The organism is Parapedobacter soli, assembly GCF_025460835.1.
GTDB classification, from domain to species: Bacteria; Bacteroidota; Bacteroidia; order Sphingobacteriales; family Sphingobacteriaceae; genus Parapedobacter; species Parapedobacter soli.
Window position 1 is genome coordinate 40,448 of record NZ_JAMXAY010000031.1, and the last position, 23,599, is coordinate 64,046.

The following is a 23,599-nucleotide window of genomic DNA, read 5'->3' on the forward strand; positions in this document are numbered from 1 at the left end:
ATTGCTAAGCCAAGTGAGAAGCCGTGTCAGGTGCGGGGTAATCACCAATGGGGTATACCATCGTATGTGAAGCACGCCAGTTGCAACCGGTGAAATAGTACATTGCTGTGGTAAAGGGTGTATAGTCACGTGCTGAAACAATCCACCCAGCACCCATGACATCGCCCCGCTCGCCGACCGTGTCGCCATATTGGTCGCCCGCCGGGCAGACACCGGTAGTGGGATCGCACTCGATATGTGGTATCCCCAACATATGGCCAAATTCGTGCTCCGATGCCCGCTGTTCGAAATGTTGCCCTAAATCGGTACGTGTGCGCACATCATTATCGAAGGCATCCAGGCTTGCCGTCCTGGCCCGTGAGTTGGCGCTGCTTGTCCCCGGGCTAGCACCTACTTCTACAGTATAATGCTGTCCGCTCGTAACGGCTTCGACATTCACGCGTGCGAAGAAAGTATCGTGGGCATTCAGGCAAATACCCTCGGGAACCAAATAAAATCGGTAACTCCACCGATTCTGTACATGACTTATAAAATTGGTAATCCAGTCTTGTTGGTCTTGGGCGGAGGCCCACGCACCTGTAAAATCAAACTTAATACGCATCTGCAGCGTTAGGGTATTGATGGCTCGATTCAATTCGGCATCGTATAAGCCAAACCGGTTGCGCATACCTAGTCCAAACCTTCGCTCGATCTGGGGGTTGGCGACCTGCCGTTGCACAGTATCGCTAGCACCTCCTTGCTGCACTACGTGTGTCAGTTCATGTGCTATTAACCGTCTGCCGCTTTCGGAGGCCGGCTGGTACTGTCCTCGATTAAACACGATATCCCTGCCGGTTGTGTACGCCAGCGCATTGATGTGCTGGGCCGATTGATTGGCATAAGTATCCGTGTGGATACGCACATCCGAAAAATCTCGATTGAAACGGGGTTCAAAAAAATTGCGTTCATCTGCCGATAGTGGCTTGCCCTTTCCTCTTAAACTCGTAACATAACGCTCAAAGTCAGCGCTTGTCTGTGACGCAACTGTGTTATTCGCTTTGCGTTGTATCCGTTTTTCTTCTTCCTCGCAGTGCTTGCATTTACGTTGCAATGTTGCCCGCATCACATGGTCCGCCATAGTGTCGGCTTCGTGCTCATACCGGTCGTCCGCAGGGTTGATTGCAAGTTTTGGTTGGAAAAACACTCCTTTGCTGGTCTGGGAGCTTATGATAGTTTTTTGATCGACCTTGTTGGCCGTCATGCGTGTCTCGATATTCATTGTTTATCGTTTTTGTTGATTAATGAATCAGACTTCTTTACATAGTGGTGTAGGCGCACGTTATTTGCGGCCTTATTAAGCAACTGGTCTTTGGATATACGCAGGATTTCCAAATTGTCGGCTGTGGGGGCCTGTTCCGCCTGTTGCAATTTGCGCTCGATGTCTTGGGTTATGAAAATAGTGGCTTTTAGTTTATCGGCCCCTAAAATTACCTTTTCTGATTCCGGGATTTTATCAATAGTCTGCAGGGCGTGCTGGTCCTTACCTAATAGATAGTTTGCCCTTGCAAGGTTCATCAAGGTTTTGGGGTCCTTTACGCCTTTCGTCTCCAATTCGGTTACATTGGCTTGCAGTAACTCCCGGGTCGCTGTATCTTTCGGGTTGGTCTCATACTCGCGTAAGGTCTTTTCTAATGCCAGGCCAGCCTCGTTGAATTGTATCTTGGCAATGGATGACCAGCCAATCATAACTACAGGTATTATGAAAAACGGCAGCAAAATATTAAGTTTTTGCCTTCTTTGGGCATAAAGCACGAGTAAGATGAGTAAGACCAGAAACAATAGGCTCCCCAATACGAAGAGTAATATTTCATGCAGTTGCAGGCCGTCTGTGAGTTGATTCCAAGTAGTCATTATCGTGTGTATTTAAATAGCCAATGCCCTCAGACGCCAAGCAATTCGTATCATCTGAGCAAAAATTGGTATCGTCACCAAATCGTCGGCGATCCCAGCGCCCGCCGTAAGGATATCTTCCCCTATTGTTGCGATCAGACCCGCTATACCCGCCGCCAGTATGAGGTTGATGAGGTCGCGATTCGCACGAAGGAAAGTATCGATAGCCTGTCCGATATCCTGTCCGCTTTCAATAAGTTCTTCAACGAACCCTTTAATTCGTTCCCAAAGGTTTCTCTCCGCTACAGGGACCGGTTGTGGTTCCGGTACCCGCTCCGGCACGCGTTCTCGCCTCCCTCGCCGACAGTCGCAGCTTCTGATAAGCACCGAATAGTCCGGCTCACAGAAATAGGTATATATCCCTTGGACGGGCGGGTCCACAAAGAGCTGTTGGTGGCTTAAACACCCCGGTGGTGCTAATGTGGGGAAGAGCAGGGAAGCCATTGGAGGTGGCAGGCGCATACGATGCACGTTGAACCCTAAACCTGCGAGCTGCGTTTCGTACCATATCAAATCGATATCTCCTTGTAACAGTCCCTGTGCGTTGGCCGGTTTGATCTCGCCGATAGTGACTTCGTTGTCTCCATGGAAATATGCCAGATCTAAAAAGCCATTTTCGTCACCTGTGCTGGGAAGCAACTGTTGCTCAGCAATCAGAAATGGGTAGCGTAGTAACATTGCGGCTTGGATGATGTTATGTGCGGCTTGGCCCACTGCACGTGTATTGCCATAGCAGAGACCACACCCTCCGGCAGGAGAACCCGGTGAGCGCTGAATCTGGTTTACCCCCTCACCTTGTTGCACCACATGTGTCAACTCGTGTGCCAGCAACCGTTTGCCTTGTTCGGTATGGGGCTGGTACTGCCCGTCGTTAAATACGATGTTGCGACCAGCGGTGTAGGCCCTTGCATTGATTTGTTTTGCGGATTCCGCGGCACGCGAGTCGGTATGGATACGAACTTCCGAAAAGTCACGATTGAAACGTGGCTCAAAAAAGTCTCTTTCGCTTGCCGAAAGTGCCCTACCGTGGCCTCCGAGTTTGGACACGTAATTTTCAAAATCACCATATCGGTTGGGAACAGAAGTATCCACTTCTTGCCGGTGGATCTGCTGTTCTTCCTCATCGCATTGCTTGCATTTGCGTTGCACAGTCATCCGCATTACCCGATCGGCCATGGTATCCGCCTCTACCTCATACTTATCACCAGGTTGGTTTACTTTCAGCTTGGGTTGAAAGAAGGTGGTACCGCTATGATCCTTTCGGGCTGTATATACAGAAATGCTTTTTGACGAGAACATGGTTTTCGATTTGAATTACCAATTAGTCACTAACTTACACGGGCAAAGCCAAGTAGTTTATCCATCCTTGTTTTCACATACGAGAATCCAGCCACGTTGGCTGCCTTATTACCTTCAATGGTATAAAGGAACCCGTCTTTACAGTGGTGTACAAGTCCGATGTGCCCATTGCCTGAGGCAAGCGATGTACGCCACCAGCACACGATGTCTCCCGGTGTGGGCTGTTTGCTGGATTCGCCCGTGTAGCTCCAGCCTTTATTTTTTAGCTGATTGAAAATGTCGCGGGCACCTGCCGAGTAATGGAAAGGCATTTCCCGCCGATCGCCGCCCACGGCTTGCAGAAAACACCAGCTGATGAAAGCCGCGCACCAAGGGTTGCCCTCCGGCAAACCGGCAGGTTCCAAGTACTTACGTACCCAAGGACCCTTGTTATTACCGCCAACTTCGCCTGCCCCTGCTTTAAGCTCACCGATAGCTACCCGGAGGGCTGCGCGCCCGAGCTGGCTTTCGCCATATTCAACGGGAGGTAAAATGTGGTATTCGATGACGCCATCCGTTACCCGGGGCCGTGGGTTTTCCAAGGCCCACCAGGTCAGCTGGCCCACCACGCCATCAACCGATAGCGGCTGCTGGTGCTTATCTAAATGCGATGCCTGGAACGCTTTAACCGCCCGATCCGTCGCCGTGTCAAAAACCCCCGTTTGGGGTATTGCATAATCCAACTCATTCAATATGGCTTGCAATTCGCCGACCAGAACTCCTGTGCTGCCTTTCTTTATCAATGTCCGTGTTGTTTTTGGAGCTAGCTGGTTCTCGACTGCCACATGCCGTTGATAGGCTTCTTTGAGTTTGCGGTCGTAATGGTTTGTTGCGTATCCGGGGCCGTTGTAGTGCCTGGCGAATTCCGCCCATTGTTTGTTTTTGAGGTAATCTATGAGCTGGTTGCTTTTTAAGAACTTACCAAATGCTTGCAGTTGCTTCCCTTCGTTCAATTGCATATCGCCCACGAACTCAATCACTGAATCGTATCCCAGTGCCTTGTAATGATAGCCCATAATTTGGAATAACCCCCACGATGCCGAAGCATACGCCGCTTCGGCTACCTTGCTGTTATTTGGAATTAGGTTGATGGCTCTCGTTAGCCGGTCGTATTCTGCGATGCCGCCTTTATAATGCGCTTTAGTCCACTTTTTGTAAAGGATGTCTGCGTGGTTAGCCGCATAGGCGGCTGGGTTTATACCGCGGTTTTCGAGCTCCTTCCAGAACACGTGGCCCTCGAATAGGATCTTGGGGTTGCCGTCGGCGTCGAATCCCCTACCACGGCTCTCTACCTCGTTTACGGCCTTGATAGTTGCGGCATCAACACCGATTGAATTGGCCAAATCCCGTATATCCGATTCTTTCAGGTACTTTTCTTCCATCTTGCTCATGTCAATGGGCACACCATTGATTAGCTTGGTCCATGTTTTGGTATAGACAATACCATCACTCACCAGATCATGTTGCGTTTGGAACGAGCGCACCGCTTGCTCGGTTGCATTATCAAACACCCCATTGATTACTAATCTGTAACCATACTCATTGAGCAATTCCTGAAGTAGTTCAACCGCATCACCATGACTATTGATTTTTAGTAGTTTCATCTGTTGGTTTTTTTAGTTGTTATGCCCATTCCACATGCAATATGTTTTCCATCCAGGGTAGTTTGATAATACCGAGGGGCCACGGTAGGCTCGACAAAAGTACGTCGACCCCATGGGAGTCAACTTGTAATAGCCAACCTGTCGTTCGTGTCGTAAGTTTTCCGTCCCGTACCAGAAAGGTATTACGAAGTCCTGCCACGCTTGTGTTTCGCAAAGTGGTCCAATGTTCGATAACTGCATGCAGCACATCTTCACATTGATGTTGTACCAATGTAGAGTATTCGAACACTGCGGGGTCTACAAATGATATTGGTTGCAAGCCTACCAGGATTTTATTCAACAATAGCTCACCCTCATCGGTGACGGGTGACTCGTTTATCAGGTGCTGGAGCAAGACTGCGGCTTTGCCTTTGTCTGCTGGCAGAAGCCGATTGGTATCGTCCAGTAAGCCGTTTCGCTGCAATAAAGGTACGATGAACGGATAGGTAAGCACAAGGCCGGCATTGCTTATATAATACGAGGTTTCGGGCTGGTTGACAATATCAGCTACCGTATCTGTTTCCTTTTCCGTGGCATGGACGTCCCGTACTTGGGGCGATTCAGTCGCCGGCCTTGATTCCGCCATGGTTTGTTCCCCGGTAATCGCCGCCCCTTTCCCGCCCGTATATTGCTTGATTTGTTCTTTGATTTTTGCTTGTTGTGACTTGTTTGTCGTCGGCCATATCCTTTCGGTTAAGCCCGTGATAAATTGCTCAGCCGAACGGTCGGATGTGGTGGATTGACAATAGACGGCATGGTAAGTGCCGATGATAGCGGTAGACCACGTGTCCTCTGCTACACCGGCTTGTTCTAAAAAAGTCAAGTAAGCCTTTACTTCTGGGGGAACGCGGTTTGCTACAAGCAATCTTGCTAAACGGACGATAAAACCAGTGGTACAATAATGCAATAAACGTGTTAGGACGTCAGTGGACGTCTGCAGTGCGATGGTAAGCGTGTCTAAGAGAAGTGTATCCAGCACCAGCATGCCTTCATAATCAGCGGGATGTTTTTTCTGACTGTCCCATTGGGGTCTCCCCGTACGTAAAAAATGGAAAAACTCCTCATTCCAATCGTACTGCTTCGATTTGTCGCCTTGTACAGCCCCGTAGCGGCGTAGTTCATCCCGTATTTTGTCGCATAGGCTTATTACAAGCTCTTCTTCCCAATTGGCATTATGCAATATGCCGCAGTCGACCGATAATGCTGGAACCATTATCCCGTCGGGCAACTTGTCTTCAAATTCATCGAATACCTCATTCAGTGCGGGCTCTATCCGTTGATGGAATGTTTCGGCCAATCGCTCTTGCATGCCAAACGTTTCGCCGGGCTTTTCAAACACGACTTCGACCAACTGTCGATGGATAATATGGGGCGTCTGGTGCATGGCCTCTTATTCAACTTATTCCACAGTGATTTTTCCCTTCCCCGCATCCAGCTGTCTCTTCAGTGCATCGATGGGCTGCTTGAATGTCTTTGTGATAGCCCGCGCATTATCGCCAAATGTGATTTTGTGGGTGATCACTAGTTCATTAAGTCGCTCAAATTCCTTTATAGGAATAGTGGCGGTTGGCTCGGTGGTTTTGCCATTGATAGTCCATGTTGAGATACCCCCATCAGATAGGGCCTTTAGTGTGATGCTGACAGCTGTCGTGGCCGGAATGCGTCTTGTCAGTACAGGATTGATGGCTGGAATGCCAATCGCTACTTCAAAGGCTGCTGTTCCCAGGGTGAAAGTGAGTACCGCCAATGTAATCTGCTGGCCTTCGGGGTAGTAAAATACGATGATACCGCTTTTTATGCCTTCTTTCAGCAGCTGTGCGGGGGGGATAAGCAATTCCTTCGTATTGACCTTTACGCCTTTTGGCGCCGTTATTAAATTAATGGGGCCCGAAGCATTTATTGGGATACTGAACGATTCTATTTCGGCAGGTATTGTTCGGGTCTGTTCATCCCGGATGAAAGTTAGGGTGTATTCTGCGGTCCCACATGCGCCACTGTCTACCGTATGAGAAATGGCTGCTTTGGGATTGTTAGGTGTTAATACCGGGGTTATCTCCACTTCATTCTCAGCGATTGGTTTGCTATCCAAGTGCCATTGGGATTTTGATGTGGTAGCGCTTGGCGCGGTGGCCCTCAGGGTTAATTGCCAATTTTGCTCACGCGCCGAATAGTCTGCTTTTGCCAGCTCGAAAGCTGCATCTGCTTTCGCTTGTATGGAGAACTGTGTCTCTGCAGCATCCCCCGACGGCAACTCATATTTTACTGTAAACACACCTTCTCCAAGCGTTGCGGGGGTCACTGTTGGAGCACTTTCTTTATTGTTTATCGTTAATTTCCCTCCTTCGGGACTGGTCTTTATAGGGTATTTGTTGTCGTCTTCTGCACAAAATATGGTCGGCTCGATAGTCACGGTGGGTTCGTTTTCGTCGGGCTTATCCGGATCCGGAACCTCGCTTTGCGGAACGGGGAATACGTAGGCGATAGGGGGGCAGTTGCTTTTACACAGATAAGGAACATAGAAATCGGCAATTACCACACCGCCGGGTAGCTGGCTATTTTGTTTCTCCTCTTCTCCCCGTCGTCTCAACGCATCTAATACTTTCGTGGCCTCTGCGCCTAGTTTTAGCTGCTCGATGAGGTTAACCGCGTCAGCATATACCTTTTGGTTGACTGCGAGTAACTTGGTGGATGTTGCTAGGGGTTTAGCTGTTGCGGTAGCCAGGCTGGTTCCCGCAGGTTGGGCGATTAACTGGAGGCCCTTTTCGGGTATGATGGGTGAATAGCGGGCAGGCGATGGCTGGTATACAAGTACAAATGTTCCGCCTTTGGGTACGCCGGCCTTGTGTTCGAGCCCTTTGTGCTTCTCAAAATATTTGGCAAACGTCACCACCTCTTGGTATCGCACCAAGCGTTTGTTGTATTCTTCCTTGATGGCATATAGCTCTTCATTGGTGCAGTTAAATAATACGTTGTTATTCTTTGGGTCAAAAAAGTCTTTCAAGTCCTCATTTTCCGACTTTGCGGATGCCTCGATGATCGTGTCGACCGTCGATTGGTATTTATCCCATAATGCGTTATATGCATCTACTTCGAATTCCTGAAGGTTGTTTTCAAAAAGATAGGCGAAAATTGAATTGAGTTGCTGTAGAAATACGAGAAGCATATCAGGCTTCGGCAAAATGTATTCAAAGCGCTTTCTATCGGTAATGAGAAACGTATTGATATCTTTAGCTACAAAATCCATAAGCCTGGTTTCGCTATTGTCCGAGTCTCGGTTGATAATTTTATCGATATAGTTCACTTTTTCCGTTGTCTGCGTGGCCACCTGCTTTTGTGCCAATACTTCTTTTCTGATGGTGGCTACCCGTTTTGAAAATGTAGATAGGGAAGTGGCCTTATCAACCTTAATGGTATCGGCAATTACTATGTCGCCGATGACATTATCCCGTTTTGGCCGTAGATTACCTACGTAAGCCAGAATCTGTTCGACGCGGCATAGCAGCCCGGCAATCAGTACATTGTAGCTCGACTCTAAATCGAGTATGTTACAGGTTACCTCATTGCCATTGGTAATCCGTTCCAATTCGACAGCGCTCAGTGCAACCACATCGAAAGGAAGGTTATATGTATCCCGTTTGGTTATAATTTCCGATAATGCTGTTGAATAATGTTTGCCAACATGGCCCTCGATTCGAAATGCGTTGAATGGCTCGATATCATACAGCAGGGCATTTTCATCCTCATGCGGATGGTACTGGTTCCGTTGATGTTCTGGGCTCCACCACATGCCTAGACTCTCATGCCTGTAATAAAATGGAATGCAGCGGTCGGAGAGCGGCTGGTTTCCGATGTAGTTGGGCATGATCCGTAGCTGCCGGCTTACGGACATCAGTGAGCCATCAAACTCCCCCACCATGTATCTTAGTCGTTGCAATAATAGCTTGACTTCCTCCTTGATGTTCTGCTGCCCGTAAAGGTAATGTACTGGAACAAAATATTGTCGGTAGTCATCCCAATGACCGAAAAGCGTACTTTCGGATGCCAAACCAAGAGCGATGTGCAGTGGAAAAGCGTGCTCTGTACTGCTACAGGTGCCCGAAAAAATACGTGCTTTATCAGCGAACTCGCGGTACGCTTTAATCAGGTCATCGATGAAGTCGTAGAAGTACTGGATATAGTGTGCATTGCCATGTTGGTGACTGAATGTATCTCGGATGGTTCTCAGGTCGAGTTTCTCGAATGGGTTAGGGGCCGAAAGCCCGAGCATACCGGCATATCGGTTCCAACACCAACGCAAGTTCTCTCCCAGTTTATTAAGCGTATCGTTGTCCACGATGTCGTAAAATGCCTGTAGTATTTGCTCACCATTTTCTAATGATTTGCCTGTAGGCACACCGTACCGCTTCAACAGCAGGGTGTTAAATGGCGACTCATCGTTGCCGTCCAGTAGGCTGGTATGGACCAGCAGGGGTTTAATTTCGAAGTCGAGCCGTCCCCCTTTGTTATTACAATCATTTGTGTCGCAATTTTTAAGGTGCACCTGCTTGGCTTCCAGCATTAACACCACGGCGTATTCGTTTGTTTTTAACGAGGAGAGGTCCTTTTTGTTGGTGTTTGCCGAGTTGGGGGGAAGCAATTCGAAGATACCCTCTACCCCATAATAAGGAAGCGCTTTCAACTCATCATGGCACCCGGTAATCAAGTTCAAGCTATTTGGGATTTCCGGAGATAGGTAATCGGTATAGCTTGTATATAGCTGGTGGCAATGCTCAATGAGATAACCTTGGGAGGTGATTCCGTAGCCGTCGCCGATTGTGATGCCATCGTCGGTAACGGTGATTTCCAGTCCGCAAACGATGCCGTTGCCTATCAGTCGTACCCTGGATAACCGGCTTTGCCGTTCCAAGTAATTCACCGTATCGTTTAGGTGGTTGTTGGTCAATACTTGATCGGCCTCAAAAATGGGATATGACTCAATCTTATTCATGGTCATTGATTTAAATAAGTTCCTAATATTGTTCTACCCAGCATGACGGGGTTGTTTTCGATATTACTTTCGGCACAGTTGTGCAGGGTCGCCTGCGGATACACGTTCTTTAATTGCGGTAGTAGAGCCAGAAGGCCATCGTTGGAAGCTTGTAATTCCGATGGATCATCGCCTTTGTTTTGAACGTAGCTGGCAAGTGCTGTTATCCAAACCCGGTAATTGGTTTCAAATTGCCGGAGTTGTTCATTGTTGATCCAGCAAACTTTGATTTGGACATGTGCGGGGGCTTCCTCTTGAAACTTGTTTTCTACGTAGCTTCTGAAAGAGAGGTGGTCGAAATGGTCAGGCCAATACGGAAGTATCACCGACACACGGAATGAATAAGGATCGAGTTCACATTGACAATCTGTGTCGATTTCGCACAGGTCCATCAATTTGAACGCAGGTGTCCGAGGACGTAGTAAGATATGCTCGATAAGGTGGAGCCCTTCGGGGTCACCGCAACCCTCGGCAAATTCGGCAGCCAGTGCTTCAATGGTTCCTGTAGCTTCTTCGGTATTTTCAAACATTTTTGGCGTCTCCGCCACGCTTTCACCATCAGCCCGTAATACAATTTTACCATCCTCGAAATGGTAATTATCAGTTATCTCAGCTGAGCTGATTACCTTAGCAAGTGCTGTCTCCGCATCTTCCTTGGTGGCAAATTTCGACGATGTCAATACTACCCCATCGCGTGATCTCAATTCAAAACGATGCATACACCGAACTCCCCCATCTAGGGGCTCTTCTTCGCATAGGATGTCCACTTGCTTGATGCAGTATAGAAACCTGCGGGTTAGGTTTTGTATACCCGCGAGAGCCCCAACCTTTTTTTCCAATCCCGAGATATTATCTGCACCCCAAAGCTGGTCCGCAGCTAACGTAAATTCTTCGGTTTGCGGGCAGTAGTTAAATGCTTTCGAGCGGTTTGCGCTAAGTTCAGGGTATTGTTTTAGCACCTGTGTTTTTGCAGCAATAAGCTCATCGGAGGCAATGTGCTCTACTGTTTGTTCATCATAGTTGATTTGGTAGCGGAGTAATGCGAAATCATTGAAAGACTCGGCGAATCGGGCTAACAGATGGTCTAAGAAGCGGTTTCTCCGCTCATTGCATTGTGTTTGGTTTTCATATAGCGCTTGCCATTTGGGGCTCATGGGCCCCAGATCAATTGCATCTTTCAAGTCGGCCGATAGTAAACCTTCGGTATCTTTAATGCTGTCGAGGTACTGTGCAAAGTAAGTCTGCTCGAGTTCCTCTATAGAAAATAGACGTTTTGCATTGGTTAGCTGAGCAAGGAAGTCTGCTAGCAGCTGCTCAAAGAAAAGCAGATACCCCCTCAATTGCTGCTGCTGGGCTTTGCGTGTGGCGTCAGCGTGAGGTGGCAAGCCCGACTCACCTACACCATATACGGCGGGCAAGTCGTATTGTACAGGCCAAAAGCTGAGCGTATCGCGTGATGTACCGGCATCGACATTGATTTCTATGTCGTAACCCTTGCGTCTCCCCATGGAATACTGGGCCCTCGTTATCGCCAGGATGTCGCTCACTTCTTTTATACGCGCACGGAACGGGTAACCATTTTTAAAAAGTAGGATTTTGGATTGTGAGCTACTTAATATGGGTTTATGGTTTGGGCTAATGGCCATACACCAATCTCGGCCGACAAAACCATCAACCGGCTTTCCGTCCGCTCCGTATTTTGTCATTAACAGATTTCTAATTGCAGCAACACCGTCTATATCCATCAGCAAGTTGATGATATCCGATGCATACAGCTGGGTTTGTAATTGGGTGCGTTCTAATTCTTCAGGATCGATGAACCCATTGTTCAGTGCTGTGCCATTGTAGATATCGGGTATTTCCCAACCTCTGTCGAGCAATTCTTTTAGTGAATAGAAATTGACCGAAGGATTTAGATACCTCTCAATTGCAAAGAACATTTCGGCTTGTACGCGCTCAATATCTGTATCAGGGAGCACATCGACATCCATGCAAAAAGCGATTTCTTCGTATGCTACCTGTTTTATCGAAAAGAAGTCTTCGCATAAGTTCCGGTGTGCGTGAAGCTGTTTGACCACTCGCTTAAAAATGCCATCGATGACATGTAGTTTCTGTAAAAATGTGTCTGCGATCTGCTGTACATATGCCGCATCTTCCAACAGCAGACCAAGCTGTGCCGGCATTATTTTTCCAGTTGGGGGCTGTAAGGTGACGGTCATCCCAAAGGGGACGGTAACGGTATTTCCGTCCTCCTTGGTGAAAACGAGTTCATATTGTTCAGGATCAGGGGCCTGGCGTATAGAAACGGATGTGAACGTGTCGGTTATGATATGGGGCGGTACTTGGCCATATGATGGTAATTCGAATTTTACCACAAAATCGCCTCCTGGGCTGGTTAATTCCACATCGCCGGTGTTCAGGTCGCCGTACGTATCATCATTTTCAAAGTCTAAAATCACGTCGTATAGGCCATTGAGCGTGATTTCCTTGTCGGATGGCTCCACCTGAAGCACTTTATTCTGCAGATCAAAGAACAGAGGAACTTCTTGCTGTTTGGTAGGGGAGAGCCAAGCGTTATGTATGCCCTCGATATCTAACAATAGCTTACGGTAATCTGAAATCGTGAAGGGGTGGTTGGTCAATATCTGCCTTGCCGGATACAGCACTTGGTCGGTGGAACCATGCAGCAGATGCTTCATTTCAAAGGAGGACCTGTAGCCAAGTTCCGTAATCGCATAACATAATGCTTCCAATATGGTGATTCCCGGATCGTGCGCATTGTAATCGGTCCAAAGACTGCTGGCTAATTGTTCGATATGCTTCAACCCCTCGCCACGCAAGAACTCATAATTGAGTGCGGGGGGCAACTGCTGCCTTTCTGGTATGGTATAATTTTTCATACACACTCACATTTTGATGTTACACGGATCAAATGCCGGGATCTCTCATCGGCATACGAAACCAATATGGACCGGGATGAGGTGGCTGTTACTTCGTCGATATCGTAATTGGCTGCCTTAATAGCGGTGTGTTCGTCGCGGATAATATGATGCATTTTGAATGCGCTGAGCACATCCACATAGGGGCGTTCTTCAATAAAATTGATGAGGGTACTTTTGTGTACTTTGCCACCAAATGATACCGATGCGGACGTATCGAATGCCCAAGGGCAAAGGAAACGCTCGATATCGTCATTTAGTAGGGTAAGGTGATATGCCTCATCCTTTCCTGGCATGAAAGCCACATTGAATTCGAGTTGGATTTCCTCGAATTGTGGATTTCGAACGTGCAACGTGGTAAATGGGTTTTTAAGATTTTCTAAGTATTCGGCAATAGCTACCAAGGTCCCGATCGGTGTATAGGGGCGTAAGGGATTTGCGTGGGAGGACTTACTCAAATCCGGAATAGTGACTATAGTTATATGGCCGGGATAATTTTCGCAGAATACGGTTGATCCACGGTCTTCGATGAAGCCTGCCCGGTTTATACACTTTACTTTGTAGATCGAGGGAAACTGCGCTAGCACTAAATGTTCATAATCCCACATGGTGATAGCTCTTTGTTTATGACGAAGCAGCTCACTGGTGCGGGAATAGAACTGATCGGCCGACTCAAGGGGCCGCCCACCAAATGAATCTGATGGCTGCTCGATTTGCTTTATCGCCCCGTCACTCACTACCAGTTTCGAAATCGTTCCTTTGGGCCTTACATCTTTGAAATAATTGCCTTTTTCTCCTTCCTGTACCAACTCGACATGCGCGGCCTGCGCCCGTATAGCGGTCAATTGACATATAGCATCAATCTCGCCTTGGACAGCCGTTTTTATCCAAATTATTCCAGCGGGCATTAGCGTACCGTTGAGGGTTGCATCTGCCGGTATTGATAGGGTGACGATTCCAGTGCGAGAGAGGTGCTTTGTGCCATCAACCAACATCCCTTTCTCGAAAAGTACCCAATTGTTGTCGCTATCGAGATAATACCAGTATACCGTTTCGACCGGTTTGAGCGGGTTTGAACTGCCTTCTACAACATCGACGAGTAACGACACCGTGTTGGGCGACTGGATGCCGGCAAGCCCGATGAAAAACTCACCATTGTTTGAAATAGTAGGTAGGACGTGGATGCCCTTGTTGTCATCGATTTGTTTATAACCAAACGGATGGAGGTGGAAGAATGCATGGTGGTCTGGCTGTCCGAAAGTTACCGTTTCGGCGGCTGAATAATTTATCTCGAACTTGTCGACAACCAGCTCCGGTGGTGTCGGCGTCGAGCTTCTCACCATTTTGAATCCCTCGAATTGAGTGGCGGAGATAACTGACTCGAGCATTTCTGAGCGTGTATCGGCCACTTCGAGTTTTTTGGCGGAGATCTCTTTTACTTCGGCCTCATCAGCGTCAGACTTAAGTAGACTTCTAACGATGGTTGTCGCCTGCGGGAGAATTTTCATTAGTTTGGTCTCGTTAAAACTCTGCGTTAGACTGTCCATGAACGACGACAGCGAGTAACGGTTACTGTTTAGCGATAATCTGATGTACCCATCTCGATTGCCTGCTCCGTAGCCGTGCCCTGTACCTCCCGTGGTTGCCGCTTCTTGGATGGGATGCCCCGGTATGTCCATTGTATAGTGGGTGTCGCCGGCAACAACGGGTAGTCGGTGCCAACGTCCGCGGAAGAGGTAGTCGGCAGAAAACAAAGCAGGCAGGTCGGTTGCCAAGGCCAATGATGTCAATGGCTTTTGGAATAGCTCGTCGCTGCCGATATAAAACCCTGCGCCTCGGTTGGGGAGGTCTCCAAACGGCTTAAACGGTTTGCTGCCATCAAGTAAACCGATGTCATTACTGAGCGTCGCATATTTATAGCCTTGTACGTCTACGCTCAATTGTATTTCATCGATGGTCAATGCTGCTAACGAGTCATAGCTCATGCCAGAGGCTTCTTGGTCGAAATAGACCATTAATAGCGGTAGGGTAGTGTGGATACTGCGCTGGTGGATTTTTTCATCGTAGTGTTGGATCACCCCTTTCCCTCCGTCTAAGGCAATAGAAAACCTAAGTATGTCATCTTTTGGGCGATAAGTTGCATTCACGCGATTTTCTAACCATCCTTTTTCGCCGGTCAGTTCGGTTTTGAGTGCGATGTTGCTCGAACCTGTTTTCGTGTTTCTAGACAAGGCTTTGTTAAGCCGGATAGAGACGGTAATGGTCCGTTCTCCCCCTTTTAGGAACAGAAGTTTTGATGCGATTGCAAATCCAGTCGACGGAGTCGGAACAGTGGCGTCCCCAAAGAGAAATACCGGCTCCTGATTGCTGTCTTCGGTTGCATACAGCCGCCCCTTATCTTTGTATAGCGAATGGACCTTTACCACCGACGCTTGATTGAGTAATACATCTTTCGAAAGGCGATAAGTAAGCGGTTTGCCATCGCTGTCTTTCCCACCCTTGAATAGGGTTCCGGTTTTCAGCAGGTGGTTGCCCAGTTGTTTATGCAAACCGATGATAAGGTGGGCACTATCCGGCTCGGGCCGCCGTTGTTTTAGTTGCAGCACATCATGGTAATAATATTCGAGATGTTTTTTGCCGTATTGGTTCAATTCGTATTGTGCATGGCCGAATAACTTTAGAAAAGTTTGCAATAGGGCTATATGGGGTTGGTGTTTATCGTAGTTTTCTAGGGAACTTGCAAATAATATTCCTGCTTTCCGTATAGCCAATGCGGTGGCCGTAAGTACTGCGCTTACCTGTTGTTGGAAGAGGTTGTGATGGGTTATGAAATTAATTTTCATAAGCTCATCTGCATCGGGAACGCTCAGGTTGAGCAGGGTTTCTTCTGGCACATCACTGATATAGCCGAATTTATACGTTGCTAAAGAAGAATTCAGCGTAGCCAGTGGTGCTAGCGGATCCGTGACAATCGACGTAGGCAGGAGGCTCGGATTTGCCGCACGGAAAGTTAACAACGCCCTTACCGGCTTGTCTATTCTCGAAGCGATGATGTCCTGGATTTCCCGTTGATAATCCAGGTCGCTATCCATCAGCCCACATTGCGTATCCACGGTCTTGGCCAAGGTATATACCAGGTCGAATAGGAATTTGAAGCATCGTTTAGCCTCGTCTTTTGCTGATGCCCTGACAGCAACACGGAGACGCTTTACAAGTGATTTGTAATAGGTGGTGAATACAACGGGATCCAGGGATGCCAGGGTAGCCAAAATAACACTGAGGTCTCGCTGAATAAGGGGCTCCCAGGTTCCAAGAGCCTTGTTTTCTTTGTCGATGTAAGTTAAGTGGGCCGCATAATTCCGAATGAACATCAGGAGCTGTGCCAAATTCCGCTCATCCACTTGGGCAAAGGTGGGAGATAGTGCTTCTAGCGGCCTTTCGTGCTGTGCCGTTCCCTCACGCCTCAAACTATTTTTATCTGAACAAGCCATGGCTTATCGTTTTACATTGGTGTTCTCTTGGAGATAAAACGGGAAAACATAGTTGAACCGTGAGTTGGTGGCACGTATGGTATAATCTACCGTGACAAGGATTTGTCCTTCCAGCTCTCCGGTATCGACCAATTCGATTTTATTTACGTCGATACGGGGCTCATGATATAATATAGCTGTCTGTATGAGGTCTTTTATGTAGGTTTTCATTGTTGTTGTCAATGGCTCGAATAACAATTCATCCAACTGGCACCCATAGCTGGGGAGCATCACACGCTCTCCGGGGCGTGTAGAAAGTAAGATTTCCAGACTGCTTCGAATATCCTCGATACCGCTTATCATGTTTACTGTGCCGGTTTGGTTTTCAAACTGCGGTGGGAAACTCCAGCCGGTCCCTAAGAAAGATTTATGTAGTTTATCCATGGTTCATCATCCTATAATTACCGTTGCACAACCGGAGGTTATAACCCCTCCATGTGCGGTCGGATCTCCCAGCCGGGCAGCTGGGAGTCCGCCGATTAATACCGTTGCAGACCCTTTCACGATTGCATTTGGTGGCCCAGGGCAAGCACATAGGTCGCCCATGCGGGCCGCGGGTAGCCCTGCTATTAATACGGTCGGGCAACCCAGGGGCAATATTATACCTCCGACATGTGGATTTGGGCTGCTCATCGGGCAGGTATGCATATCACTTATTCTCGCGGCCAAACTCATAGTGGGTTAATTAATTTTTACCATTGAACCTTTCACCTCGGTAATCCCCGAGCTTTCGATGCTGAGCGAACCGGTGCCCGAAAGCTTGGCGGTGGCATCTGCTTTAATCTCCAGTTGTGGAGCTGTTATCGATAATGATGTTGTCGCCTTCAGTACCAGATCTTTTGCTGCAGATAGTGTGACCCCGCTGTCGTCAAACAGAAGCGTATTACCTGCGGGGTCTTCAATCGTACATAAGCCCCGGGTATCATCAAGCACTATTTTTCGTCCTCCGGGTGTTTCAATCGAAATACGTTTATCGGCATCGTGTATGAGAATGGATATTCCTGATCGAGAGACATATCCTTTCTCGTCATTGGCCTCTTCTGCAGTGATAGGGGGTGGTTTTGCACCACTATGCAACATGCCTAACACAACCGGGTAATTCGGATCATCACCTAAAAAACCTACGATTACTTCATCACCGATTTCGGGCATAAAGAAGGTCCCCCGACTACTCCCGGCATCCAATGTGGCTAGCCGAGCGTAAATCCCGCTGTCTGCCGTGTCGATAACCGGTAAGCGTATCTTGATGCGCCCTTGCCCCATGGGATCAATTATGTCGGTCACCACGCCTATATGCAGTCCGTGTGTGGCTACAAACTGGCCGGTAAATGAGACGGGGTGCTCTGGAAATAGCTTTTCTGAAAAGAATCCGTCATCCCATCCAAGTGTCGCTTCTGTCATCCAGTTTCCCTCGCCATACCTATGGTGCACTGATGAAACGAAGACGTTTCCGTTGAACTGATTGCCCAATCCGGCTAACGAGAGGAATACACCCGGTATAACAACAGATTCACCTAGGAATTGTACTTTGCCCCTGATTTTTGAAAGCGTCTGTTTGGTCTTCTTCGCGTTTGTAAGCAATTGGAGCGAATGTGATTCCATCGATCCGGATAAGCGGATTTCAAGCTGCTTACCCATGATTGCGGCAAGTTCATCTATAGACATCGATCCAGCATACGTTGATAATCCTCCTGATCCCTCGAGCTCCGTGACATCCTGACTGGCGTGGTCCCAAGCGTACCCCACCACACCCGAGGTCTGTACACGGGCATCGACCGTTGCATCGAACGACACGATATTGTGTCCATAGGTGAGTGTGAGTATTGGTGATGTGTCCTCGTTGAGGCTTCCAATTACAATTTCACCAGCGCTAACCGAATAATATAGGCCATTTACGTCCAATCTTGTAATCATGAAGTCCCAATCACTGACCTGGTTTTGCAGTAGTTGCTCGTGGACAACGTCCGTGGGTGCTACCCGGTAATCCGTGATGCCGTTCGCGGTGAGTAATTGCTCCGCGATATCCGAATCTTTTACCTCCGCGTAGTGTCTGCTATTCCTGGCTATCGTCATTCGAATGGTCTCGTGCTTGCAGGTAACAACTAATGACGAATGTGTGTCACGTATTTGGTGGCTATTTGAGGTGACGATGCCTTTGAATACGGTTGCATTTTCACCATCGTACCCCAGTTTCACCTCGATAAACTTTCCTGGCACAAGCAGGCCACTACCACTCACTTCAAAATCCTGATCATAGGGATTGCCATCTGCAATGGTGAGTATTGCCGTGGGAATCTTATTGAGCGAACTGTCTATTTCTATCTCTACAACGTGGAGCGTATGGGGTAACTCGTCTGCGGCCGTAAGTGTCGGTCTGCTTCCAACCAGAATGGTATGGGTTACCAAATCGTTATTGTTGGTTGTAGACATGGTCAGTTACTTTTCTAATGGTGGAAATAATAATGTGGTGCCGGGTCTGATTTTGCGGAATCCATCTAATTTGTTAAATGCCGCTATGGCGATGTAGTATTCGTCGCGGCCATAGATTTCGGTGGATAAACGATCGAGGCGCTCTGTTCCGGTAAAGACGCGTTCATGCGTGATATCAGCGCTCTGCCTGTTTTCCTTCGCCTCCCGGAGTGAATCTTCAATACTTTCGGTAAAGGAACATTTTGCTACTGCACGTATTGGTGTGCCATCCGGAGTGAACACCTTGTACTCGATGTCAATTTGAGTCAGTACCCCCTTAAAAAGCAATGTGCCCCAATGGATTTTAAGGTAGTAGGGGCGGTGGGTATCGCCTTTAAACTCGATGATTTTCTTTTTGAAATCTTCTATTTGCTCTGCCACTGACGCGGGCTCAGCAAATGGGTTGGTCACGGAGACATTTAGTACGGAAGCATTTTTTACGACACCAGTACTGTCAAACAAAAAATCAAACGTAAATTTCTGCGGTTTGATTTTATTGAATTTCATCTTCACTGATGATTTGCCGCCGGCTTGGGTGTCATCGTATTCAAATTCATATTTACACGTGTACGTAGCAGGGTTGATAAGCGCACTGAATTTCTCGCCCGGTGCCTTCCTTGCGAACGCCGCGTCTAAGTATGGCTCGATATATAGCTTTTCAGCAGATGTGAGATCACCAAACATTATCGTTCGTTTTTTTGTTTGAGTTGCCGCAAGACTTTTCTAAGTACATCTTCCGAGATTTCTTTTTTCAGTTTCGTGATATTAGCTATTTCTGCCGCTGGACCGCTATGGGCCTGTTCAGTGGCAACTATGGCTTTGATATGAAGCTCTTTGATTTCGATGGGCATAATCCATACTTTTTTAGATACTAAGCCGAGTCATATACTAATCGATCCTGCTATGTTTCCAGCAGCGGTCAGCAATGAATCCACGCCGATAATATTGAAATATTGATAGCTTAATGTGATGCTTTCTACCACTATACTACTCTTCTCGGCATCGAAGGCCGATATCGACCACTTTTTGGGAATGGCGTTGACAACGTACCACGCTTGGACAGGTATATGCTGGTCGTTAAGGAGTGTAATCATGATATTTACCGGGTCGAATACAAAATTCTCGAATGCGTTTTTACACCACATCAATATTCCTGAGCCGATGAACATGCCTCGCTTTAACACCAAATCACTGTATTTGGCTTTGACCGGTAATTCCCAAGTGAAGCGGTTTTGACCACCCTCAACCACAGACTCCATTTCCATCAGCATCTCTAAACCGCTTACCTCCTGAAAACGGAAATCGTTCGGTGTCTGAGGGAATAACTCAAATGTCACAGCGAAGTGAAAGCCGACAGGTGGATAGGAAAACATTATCCTTCGTTTTGAATGGTCAATCCTTCATGTGCAATCTCGATAGATTCAATCGCCACTTCATTGCCGGTGGAACTCAAGTCGGTCGATTGTACTTTAAGCGGCCATGCGTTTTTAATTTTCCAGACCACTACGGGCTCGTGGTTTTCGTTTAATAACGAAATGATGATGCTGCGCCGCTCGATCGTATTTAGCGCCACGGTATTCCACCACGTGTAAAACTCATTGTCGCCCTTGAAAATACCACGTTTCAATGTGACGTTGGAGAAGCTCTGCAAACCCGGCATTTTGATTTTATGGTATTCCGGACTTGCCCCATCACGGTATTCTATGGGTTCAATGGTGACATCCAGTCCGGAGACTTCGCTGAAGCCGATTTTTGCTCCACCCCACTCTACGAGGAAATGGAACTTGGGTAGGGGATAATTTGCCATTTTCTTTCAGATTTTTGGATATAATATCAATCGACGCCTGAAGGCATTACGATTCTTGCATTTTGTGTGAGAACCGAAGGATAATAAACTCAGCCGGCCGCACAGCTGCCATGCCGATTTCAACAATCAATTTGCCTTCGAGAATATCTTGTGCGGTCATCGTTTGGTTCAGCCCACAGCGAACATAGAATGCATGCTCTGGTTTGCTGCCGGCTAACGCACCTTGGCGCCATAGTAGTGTTAGGTAGTTTTCAAGCATGGCACGCAGTTTTACCCATGTATTGGCGTCATTCGGCTCAAATACAAATTGCATTGTTGCTTTTTTGGCCGATTCTTCAACGGTAATAAACAACCGACGAACATTGACATACCGCCATTCATTGTCGTTACCCGCCAAGGTGCGCGCACCCCATACTAAGAAACCTTTACCCTGGAATGATCGAATAGCGTTGACAGATTTTCCCGTTGTCGCATCGATATTCATGGAGCCTTGTTCAACATCCGAAATATTAGTGCTCAGCTCGTATACCGAGTTTACCGAAACATTGGCTGGTGCTTTCCAAACTCCCCGCGACCCATCTACACGGGCATAGATACCAGCCATCGCGGCGGAGGGTGCCAATGTTGGGCTTAATTTGTTTTCAATGGTGTCTACGCAGAGGTTGTAGATGGCGGTCTGTGAGGTCTTCAACGTATCTAACTTCACGGCGCCGGCAGGGGCTTCGTTTGTTATGATCACTACACTGACTGCCGAATCGGCGTAGGTATATCCGAACGTAGTTTTCAGGTATGGATAGTAAACCGCAGCATAATTCAGATTGTCATTTTTAGCAAATTCTGATCGGAAAGTATTGATGGTACTCGTTACATTGGCGCCTTCGTTGTGTACATCTACTAGTGTGAACCGGTCTTGAAGTAACACACATTGGTCAATGGCTTTTCCCATTAAATCGTAGTATTTATCTTTCGCCAGGGCTAGCCCATCGGGTATTACGATAATGGTCGGCTCATCGGCGGTAGATAATGCGTTTAAACCCGCTTCAAGTGTCGCGGATGTGATGTTGGCGGTGGTTAGAGCAGCCGATACGATATAGCAGGGGCCACCACCATTTGCAAAGTATAACCTTATACTGTAAAACATTTTATACTTTGATACCTTCTCAGGCGGTAGTTCGGCCTTAGCAGAAAGAGCCGTTACAGCCGTGCCTTCTTTTGTTTGATTTACGGTGACCTTGATGTCGGACTGGTTTTCCGGTCCCCCGAAAAACTGCTCGTATTCCTTCAGCGAGAATATTTTGGTTGGTTTATTCATCAGTGATTCGCCGAGCTCGTTTTCAGCTTTCTGAGTATGCCCGATAAATGCTGGAATTGCAGTTTCCACTTGGGCCACAGAAGGGGGGAATAAGGGTATTTCGTTTACATATACCCCCGGAGTTTTGATTGCTGTTTGTGCCATCTCTTTAAGTTTTTTGGGTTATTATTTGTATTTGTTGATACACACGTCAACTGAGATTAATTTGATAGAGGTGTTGGTCCGATTTGCCGTTCGATACACTATAATGGAGAGCCTGCGTGGATTCTTGTTTGAATAGCCTGTTTTTCTTGGACCCCTCTGTCACAATATCTACAACCGCTAAATAGCCGGTTATGAGTGTAGGGTATTGTTCCCAGTAGCTTGGGTTACCGTCATGAGCCGCGTGGAATATCAAGTCCGGAACAGCCGATTCGACCGTTGTCAGCGGACTGTCTAAGAGCTTGCTAGTGGAAGCTGTGGTTTTTAATTTTACCCGAAGATGATATGTATACTCACCACCAAAAGAAGGAGGGAGCCCCATTTTAGTGATCAGGGTGCCGGTAGCGGAGAACAGGAACCGGGCGGAGAAATCTGAAGGTAAGGGAAAGAAGGGGACATCGCTATTTGTGGCTACACGGACGAAACACGACAGGCTATCGTATTCGAAACGGTATTGAATACCATGTTGCTCAAATAGGGTAGAGGTAGGGGCATCGATTTCAACTTTGAGTTCATTTGTGAGCAACGAGAGCCGATTATCGTCAATTGATAGGGCGGGAAAGTCGGCATGGGCCAATAGGATGGAGAAGAGCTTCTCATAACGTATAGTGACTGTTTCCATGGCGTTACCTGTTTTTTTGTTTGAATTGGGCTTGAATGTGCCTGACCGGGGGGACGGGATTGTCCAGTATACTATCAATGGTCAGCATACGCATTTTGTATAGGACCGATGGCCGATATTTCCCGCCTAACATAGACCACAGTTGCTGTAACTGCTCAAGGCTAAGGGTCACCATCTCTATTGTTAGCCTTTCGATCCTGTCCTCGGCAAGCCCCGGGATATCTGCTGCTGTGAAGGTGGGGTATTTCTGAAAGAATGCGATTACTTCTTGTAGGTTTTGTAGGTTATTGGCATAGCCGGTTCCGTGCGCAGTGAATAAAAGCGAGAGGTTAAGATGTATCGGTGGATTTTTAGCGAGCAAGTTGCCATCGACTTCGACAACATATTGCTGGTTGCGAGCCAGTCTTGTTTCTTCAATGTTTACCAGTGAAATGATGATGTCCGCATCGTTTTGGTCATTGTCTGCTATATCAAGCATCGCGATATTGGCGATTGATACGGTGGCGGACAGATCATCGTTGAGGATACGTTGGATATTTCCAATGGCTGAATAGAGCATCGCTGTATTTGTTTTATCGATAGTTAATTATCGATAAAACAAATATGGAAAGGCTTGAAGGCGTGGTCAATACCTATTTTGGTGTATTTTACTATTGGTTAAATTGATTTAGGCAAGGGTTCTATTAAAAAAGGAAACCCCTTCAGTTTTGACTGTTGGGGTTTCTTTAATTCCGGGCACCGACCTACTCTCACGCCTTTTACGGCAATACCATCGGCTCTGGC

General features: G+C 47.5%; 18 protein-coding genes. All 18 read right to left on the minus strand.

The window, feature by feature from the left end:
* Nucleotides 1-4: 4 nt before the first annotated feature.
* From NGM62_RS13790 to NGM62_RS13875, 18 genes are read right to left on the minus strand one after another with little or no spacing between them, the layout of a single operon-like run.
* The gene (locus NGM62_RS13790) at nucleotides 5-1,258 is read right to left on the minus strand and encodes an eCIS core domain-containing protein (RefSeq protein WP_262248781.1); all 1,254 of its coding nucleotides are present in this window, start codon (nucleotides 1,256-1,258) and stop codon (nucleotides 5-7) included.
* On the minus strand, nucleotides 1,255-1,890 hold the full coding sequence (locus NGM62_RS13795; RefSeq protein ID WP_262248782.1) for a hypothetical protein: 636 nt from the start codon (nucleotides 1,888-1,890) through the stop codon (nucleotides 1,255-1,257). The genes NGM62_RS13790 and NGM62_RS13795 overlap by 4 nt, the downstream gene beginning before the upstream one ends.
* A gap of 12 nt (nucleotides 1,891-1,902) precedes the next feature.
* Nucleotides 1,903-3,228 carry an eCIS core domain-containing protein gene (locus tag NGM62_RS13800; RefSeq protein ID WP_262248784.1) on the minus strand — a complete coding sequence of 442 codons (1,326 nt, stop codon included), beginning with the start codon at nucleotides 3,226-3,228 and terminating at the stop codon, nucleotides 1,903-1,905.
* Nucleotides 3,229-3,257: 29 nt separating this feature from the next.
* Complete coding sequence (locus NGM62_RS13805; protein WP_262248786.1) at nucleotides 3,258-4,871, minus strand: N-acetylmuramidase domain-containing protein; 1,614 nt, start codon at nucleotides 4,869-4,871, stop codon at nucleotides 3,258-3,260.
* Nucleotides 4,872-4,890: 19 nt separating this feature from the next.
* Complete coding sequence (locus NGM62_RS13810) at nucleotides 4,891-6,294, minus strand: contractile injection system tape measure protein (RefSeq protein WP_262248788.1); 1,404 nt, start codon at nucleotides 6,292-6,294, stop codon at nucleotides 4,891-4,893.
* Between the two features lie 15 nt (nucleotides 6,295-6,309).
* Nucleotides 6,310-9,897 carry a hypothetical protein gene (locus NGM62_RS13815; RefSeq protein ID WP_262248790.1) on the minus strand — a complete coding sequence of 1,196 codons (3,588 nt, stop codon included), beginning with the start codon at nucleotides 9,895-9,897 and terminating at the stop codon, nucleotides 6,310-6,312.
* Between the two features lie 2 nt (nucleotides 9,898-9,899).
* Nucleotides 9,900-12,836, minus strand: a complete 2,937-nt coding sequence (locus NGM62_RS13820) for a hypothetical protein (RefSeq protein ID WP_262248791.1) — start codon at nucleotides 12,834-12,836, stop codon at nucleotides 9,900-9,902.
* Nucleotides 12,833-16,366: a hypothetical protein gene (locus tag NGM62_RS13825; RefSeq protein ID WP_262248792.1), complete on the minus strand. Its 3,534-nt coding sequence runs from the start codon at nucleotides 16,364-16,366 to the stop codon at nucleotides 12,833-12,835. The genes NGM62_RS13820 and NGM62_RS13825 overlap by 4 nt, the downstream gene beginning before the upstream one ends.
* 3 nt (nucleotides 16,367-16,369) lie before the next feature.
* A complete protein-coding gene (locus tag NGM62_RS13830; RefSeq protein WP_262248793.1) occupies nucleotides 16,370-16,789 on the minus strand; it encodes a GPW/gp25 family protein in 420 nt (139 codons plus the stop codon).
* Nucleotides 16,790-16,795: 6 nt separating this feature from the next.
* Nucleotides 16,796-17,080: a PAAR domain-containing protein gene (locus NGM62_RS13835; RefSeq protein WP_315975871.1), complete on the minus strand. Its 285-nt coding sequence runs from the start codon at nucleotides 17,078-17,080 to the stop codon at nucleotides 16,796-16,798.
* A gap of 6 nt (nucleotides 17,081-17,086) precedes the next feature.
* Entirely contained in the window at nucleotides 17,087-18,835 is a 1,749-nt protein-coding gene (vgrG, locus tag NGM62_RS13840; protein ID WP_262248797.1) for a type VI secretion system tip protein VgrG, read from the minus strand.
* Nucleotides 18,836-18,841: 6 nt separating this feature from the next.
* Nucleotides 18,842-19,558 (minus strand): CIS tube protein, encoded by a 717-nt coding sequence (locus NGM62_RS13845; protein ID WP_262248799.1) that lies wholly within the window; start codon nucleotides 19,556-19,558, stop codon nucleotides 18,842-18,844.
* A complete protein-coding gene (locus NGM62_RS13850; RefSeq protein WP_262248800.1) occupies nucleotides 19,558-19,725 on the minus strand; it encodes a DUF5908 family protein in 168 nt (55 codons plus the stop codon). The genes NGM62_RS13845 and NGM62_RS13850 overlap by 1 nt, the downstream gene beginning before the upstream one ends.
* 30 nt (nucleotides 19,726-19,755) lie before the next feature.
* A complete protein-coding gene (locus NGM62_RS13855) occupies nucleotides 19,756-20,247 on the minus strand; it encodes a phage tail protein (RefSeq protein ID WP_262248802.1) in 492 nt (163 codons plus the stop codon).
* A complete protein-coding gene (locus NGM62_RS13860; protein WP_262248803.1) occupies nucleotides 20,247-20,681 on the minus strand; it encodes a phage tail protein in 435 nt (144 codons plus the stop codon). The genes NGM62_RS13855 and NGM62_RS13860 overlap by 1 nt, the downstream gene beginning before the upstream one ends.
* Before the next feature lie 46 nt (nucleotides 20,682-20,727).
* A complete protein-coding gene (locus NGM62_RS13865; RefSeq protein ID WP_262248804.1) occupies nucleotides 20,728-22,137 on the minus strand; it encodes a phage tail sheath family protein in 1,410 nt (469 codons plus the stop codon).
* Between the two features lie 46 nt (nucleotides 22,138-22,183).
* Nucleotides 22,184-22,816 (minus strand): hypothetical protein, encoded by a 633-nt coding sequence (locus NGM62_RS13870; protein ID WP_262248806.1) that lies wholly within the window; start codon nucleotides 22,814-22,816, stop codon nucleotides 22,184-22,186.
* A gap of 4 nt (nucleotides 22,817-22,820) precedes the next feature.
* Complete coding sequence (locus NGM62_RS13875; RefSeq protein WP_262248807.1) at nucleotides 22,821-23,375, minus strand: DUF4255 domain-containing protein; 555 nt, start codon at nucleotides 23,373-23,375, stop codon at nucleotides 22,821-22,823.
* Nucleotides 23,376-23,599: the final 224 nt, after the last annotated feature.

Bases quoted from the DNA above. Each gene is read 5' to 3' on its own strand.
- NGM62_RS13790 (WP_262248781.1), bottom strand. From the start codon at position 1,258: ATGAATATCGAGACACGCATGACGGCCAACAAGGTCGATCAAAAAACT.
- NGM62_RS13795 (WP_262248782.1), bottom strand. From the start codon at position 1,890: ATGACTACTTGGAATCAACTCACAGACGGCCTGCAACTGCATGAAATA.
- NGM62_RS13800 (WP_262248784.1), bottom strand. From the start codon at position 3,228: ATGTTCTCGTCAAAAAGCATTTCTGTATATACAGCCCGAAAGGATCAT.
- NGM62_RS13805 (WP_262248786.1), bottom strand. From the start codon at position 4,871: ATGAAACTACTAAAAATCAATAGTCATGGTGATGCGGTTGAACTACTT.
- NGM62_RS13810 (WP_262248788.1), bottom strand. From the start codon at position 6,294: ATGCACCAGACGCCCCATATTATCCATCGACAGTTGGTCGAAGTCGTG.
- NGM62_RS13815 (WP_262248790.1), bottom strand. From the start codon at position 9,897: ATGAATAAGATTGAGTCATATCCCATTTTTGAGGCCGATCAAGTATTG.
- NGM62_RS13820 (WP_262248791.1), bottom strand. From the start codon at position 12,836: ATGAAAAATTATACCATACCAGAAAGGCAGCAGTTGCCCCCCGCACTC.
- NGM62_RS13825 (WP_262248792.1), bottom strand. From the start codon at position 16,366: ATGGCTTGTTCAGATAAAAATAGTTTGAGGCGTGAGGGAACGGCACAG.
- NGM62_RS13830 (WP_262248793.1), bottom strand. From the start codon at position 16,789: ATGGATAAACTACATAAATCTTTCTTAGGGACCGGCTGGAGTTTCCCA.
- NGM62_RS13835 (WP_315975871.1), bottom strand. From the start codon at position 17,080: ATGAGTTTGGCCGCGAGAATAAGTGATATGCATACCTGCCCGATGAGC.
- vgrG (WP_262248797.1), bottom strand. From the start codon at position 18,835: ATGTCTACAACCAACAATAACGATTTGGTAACCCATACCATTCTGGTT.
- NGM62_RS13845 (WP_262248799.1), bottom strand. From the start codon at position 19,558: ATGTTTGGTGATCTCACATCTGCTGAAAAGCTATATATCGAGCCATAC.
- NGM62_RS13850 (WP_262248800.1), bottom strand. From the start codon at position 19,725: ATGCCCATCGAAATCAAAGAGCTTCATATCAAAGCCATAGTTGCCACT.
- NGM62_RS13855 (WP_262248802.1), bottom strand. From the start codon at position 20,247: ATGTTTTCCTATCCACCTGTCGGCTTTCACTTCGCTGTGACATTTGAG.
- NGM62_RS13860 (WP_262248803.1), bottom strand. From the start codon at position 20,681: ATGGCAAATTATCCCCTACCCAAGTTCCATTTCCTCGTAGAGTGGGGT.
- NGM62_RS13865 (WP_262248804.1), bottom strand. From the start codon at position 22,137: ATGGCACAAACAGCAATCAAAACTCCGGGGGTATATGTAAACGAAATA.
- NGM62_RS13870 (WP_262248806.1), bottom strand. From the start codon at position 22,816: ATGGAAACAGTCACTATACGTTATGAGAAGCTCTTCTCCATCCTATTG.
- NGM62_RS13875 (WP_262248807.1), bottom strand. From the start codon at position 23,375: ATGCTCTATTCAGCCATTGGAAATATCCAACGTATCCTCAACGATGAT.